Here is a 3,976-nt window from a genome sequence, read left to right as displayed (position 1 = left end):
CAACGTGCATTGGTCGCAGCCCTGGCTGCTGATGGTGTTTGAGCTATGGAGCCGGAAGTTCATCGACAGGTCTTCGACGTTCGTCGAGTAGGATGAGAAACACATTCGAAATCGATCCCTACCCAGGTAAGACGAGGATTCTCTTTGTCGGACATCCTCTCAGTACCCATGTGCACAGCTGGATCGATTTGCTAGCCCATTCACCGATTAACGTGCGCTTCTTTGCGATACCCTCCGATCCTCCGCCTGTTGATTGGCCCGTCCGCACCTATCTAACTCAGGCCAAGCCTCCCGAGGGACTCGACCTAAATATAAGGAAAACGCTCTATCCCACTCCCGAGCAGATAAGAGAAGGGACTACTGCCTACCTGGCATACGGGCTCCCCCGGCCTGAAAAATGGCTGGAGCGGATAATTGCCTTTTGGCGGCCGCACATCATCCATCTCTTCGGCCTAGATCCTGTTTCTTTCCTTTTTTTAGATATTATGAGCCTTGGCCCTATCGAATACGGCTACAAGCTGGTAGTCCAGACAAGGGGCGGCTCCGATTTGACGCTGACGAGGACAGATCCCGAGGTCTCCCCGCACATTCGGAAGGTCCTGGAAGAGTGCGATCAGATCATTACCGACAACAGGAAGAACTTTGAGTATCTCCAGGACCTGGGCGCACCGGCCGGGAAGATCGCCGAAATAGCGCCCGTACCAGGCACAGGGGGCATCGACATAGAGGCGTTTGCCGATGCGCGAAAGACTCCGCCCTCGAAACGCGAACGCATAATCGTGTGGCCCAAGGCATACGAGTGCCCGTGGTCCAAGGCATTGCCCGTGCTCGAGGCAATAAAGGAAGCCTGGGAGAAGATCAGGCCATGCGAGATATACATGCTGGCCTCTCTGCCGGAAGTCCGGCAATGGTTTCATACCTTGCCGGAGGAAATAAAGACGTCATGCCACATCGACACACGGATTCCAAGGGGGGGAGTGCTTGAGCTGATGAAGCGGGCAAGGGTCATGCTGGCACCTTCGCTTGTCGATGGCATTCCCAATTCCATGTACGAGGCAATGGCGTGCGGAGCCTTCCCGATCGTCTCTCCCCTCGAAACCATAATGCCGGTCGTAAAAAACGAAGAGAACGTGCTTTTTGCCCGCAACCTGTACCCGGATGAGATCAAAGAGGCACTCGTTCGCGCGATGAATGACGACACACTCGTCGATCATGCAGCTCGCAGGAATGTGGACATCTTGCGAGCGCACGCCGACCGGACAGCCATAGCGCAGAGGGTCGTCGCCTATTACGAAGGCTTGCGTGGACGGATCGAGGCGGACAGAAAGAAGAGCGCCAAAGCAGACCTTCCCCCGGTAAGCATCATCACGCCTGCCTACAACCAGGCGTCTTTCCTCGACGAGACCATCCAAAGCGTGCTCTCTCAAGACTACCCGAACCTGGAATACATCATACTCGATGATGGGTCAAAGGATAACACACTAGAGGTACTTGTAAGATACGGCAGCAGGATACGCTTGGAGTCCCACGAGAACATGGGGGAGGCACTAACCGTCAACAAGGGTTTTCAGCTTGCGAAGGGCGACATCATCTGTGTGGTGAACGCCGATGATCCACTTCTTCCCGGCGCGGTGAAAGAGGCAGTCTCCTTCCTGGCTGAGCGGCCGGAGATCCTCGTCGCCTATCCGGACTGGTATTACATATCGGACCGGTCCGGGTTCCTTCATTTGGAGAAGGTAGCCGAGTATGATTACGTCTTCATGGTGTCTCGCCATCGATGCATTGTGGGCCCGGGCGCCTTCATGAGAAAACAGGCCATCGACCTTACGGGTGGACGGGACCCGCAGTTCAAGTTTGTGGGCGATTTTGACTTTTGGTTGAGGCTCGGTCTCCACGGGTCCTTCGCCCGCATACCCAAAGCCCTTGCAACCTTCAGGATTCATACGTCATCAACGTCTCTGGCAATGAAAGGGAGTCGCATGGCGAGAGAAGACATCAGGCTCATAAAGAAGTTTTTCTCTCTTTCAGACCTCCCCCGTGAAGTCCGGCGGGTGAGGATGAAGGCTTTCAGCGCGGCGCACCTGCATGCGAGCCGGGTCTCAGGAAAAGCCTTTTTCGCGAGAGCGACACATTACCTACAATACGTCCTTTATTATCCTCCCGATGTCTTTCATGACCGCAACAGCGTCAAGACATCGGCGTTCGCCTGTTTCAAGTCAGCAAGGAACTCTCTCTCCCGTATAGCATCACGCTTCCTTCACCGATACATGGGACGACTCAGGCCGAAAAGCCAACATCATGGGATATTATAATTGAAGCAAGTTCCTTTCTGCTCGAGGGAACATTGCCAAACGTAAGCGTCATCATCCCCACCTACAACAGGGCCGCCTTAGTGAGAAAGGCAGTGGAAAGTGTCCTCGAACAGACCTACGCCGATTTCGAAGTTATCGTCGCGGATGACGGATCGATTGACAACACGCGAGAGATGCTCACGGGCCTGTCTGAAAGGGTGAGATACGTTCCTCTCGCGCATGGCGGTAGGTCCCGCGCCCGAAATCACGCCCTTACGCTCGCGAAAGGCAGGTATATCGCCTTCCTCGATTCCGATGACCTTTTCTTCCCCTACACGCCTGCCACACAGGTAGACCATTTGGAAAGAAATCCGGAGTACGGGATGGTATACGGATCAGCCATCTGCTTCAGCGAGACAGGCGAGTTCTTGGGTGCATATGAAGCCGAAAAATCGGGATGGCTCTATTACGACATAGCCCTTTATCTGCCCCTAACAATAACGCTGCCAACCGTTATGCTGAGGAAGTCCGTAGTCGAGGAGATAGGCGGTTTTGACGAACGGATGGAAAGGTTCGAGGATACCGACATGTGGCGGCGGGTGTCGCGCCGTCACAAAATCCTTGCTATAAACAAACCGCTTTCGAAGCTTCTTACCCATCAAGGAAATCGGCTACGGGAGCCGATAAACGAGCTTAATAACATCAAGTACTATGTGCGAAAGTTAATGAAGGAGGACAGATCTTTTCGTGATGTTTGCAAGAGAAAGCTTGCGGCGAATCTCTTCCATCATTACATGTTCGCAGTCTACCGCGACCCCCAGTATCGCTGGACGGCAATCGTTAGGTTCGCGTTTTGGTCCATATTCTATTGGCCCTTCCGCGGCAGATGTTATCTGTATTTCTTCCCAAAGCCGCTGCGCGGTTACCAACCTGTCCGCAGATGTCTGACTGCCTGCCGTCGCTATTTCCTTGTCGCTTATTTCCCTCTGCACCTTCTTCTGGTCAATCCACGCGACTTTGCGAAACGCTTAAAAAAAAGGATAGCAGGATAGAGGCAAGTCGCTCGGAAAAAAAATCGAGTGCGGGAAGCATTCGGAAAAACAAACAAAGCGTCTGCACCGTGAATCACAGTAAATACCTCCCCCTCGTCTCCATCATCACCCCCGCTTATAACAGGCAATCGCTTATCGAAGAGACGATTGTAAGTGTCATCGGGCAGGACTACCCGAATATCGAGTACCTTGTCCTCGACGACGGCTCTTCGGACGATACCCTGTCCGTGATCAGGAAATATGCGAAACACTTGAGATACGAGACCCATCCGAACATGGGGGAAACAAGAACGGTCAATAAAGGCTTAGGAATGGTCAGGGGGGAAATCATCGCCGTGGTGAATTCGGATGACCCCCTTCTTCCGGACGCGGTAAAAGAGATTGTCGGTACTATGGTGAAAGAGCCTGATGTAGTAGTAGCGTACCCTGACTGGGAGATGATCGATTCACGGGGTGAAAGGATCTGGCACAGGCAAACGTTCGAGTATGATTACCTCAACATGGTGCGATGGTTCCATTGCGTGCCGGGTCCCGGCGCTTTCTTTAGAAAACCCCTGGTAAGGGAGCTGGGTGGAAGAGACGAGCAGTTCCGGTATGTGGCTGATTTCGATTTCTGGCTCCGGGCAGGGTTAT

General features: G+C 53.3%; 3 protein-coding genes. All 3 read left to right on the top strand.

Features of this window, described 5'->3' with window-relative positions:
- Positions 1-170 precede the first annotated feature (170 nt).
- Complete coding sequence (locus ABSG49_RS11965) at positions 171-2,312, top strand: glycosyltransferase (RefSeq protein ID WP_424026364.1); 2,142 nt, start codon at positions 171-173, stop codon at positions 2,310-2,312.
- A gap of 32 nt (positions 2,313-2,344) precedes the next feature.
- On the top strand, positions 2,345-3,343 hold the full coding sequence (locus ABSG49_RS11960) for a glycosyltransferase family 2 protein (RefSeq protein ID WP_424026363.1): 999 nt from the start codon (positions 2,345-2,347) through the stop codon (positions 3,341-3,343).
- Positions 3,344-3,411: 68 nt separating this feature from the next.
- Positions 3,412-3,976 (top strand): glycosyltransferase (locus tag ABSG49_RS11955; protein ID WP_424026362.1); only part of this gene is annotated, 565 nt, incomplete at its 3' end.

The organism is Methanoregula sp., assembly GCF_049510175.1.
Taxonomy (GTDB): domain Archaea; phylum Halobacteriota; class Methanomicrobia; order Methanomicrobiales; family Methanospirillaceae; genus Methanoregula.
Note: the sequence above shows the minus strand (reverse complement) of the source record. Positions and strands in the feature narration are given on the sequence as shown.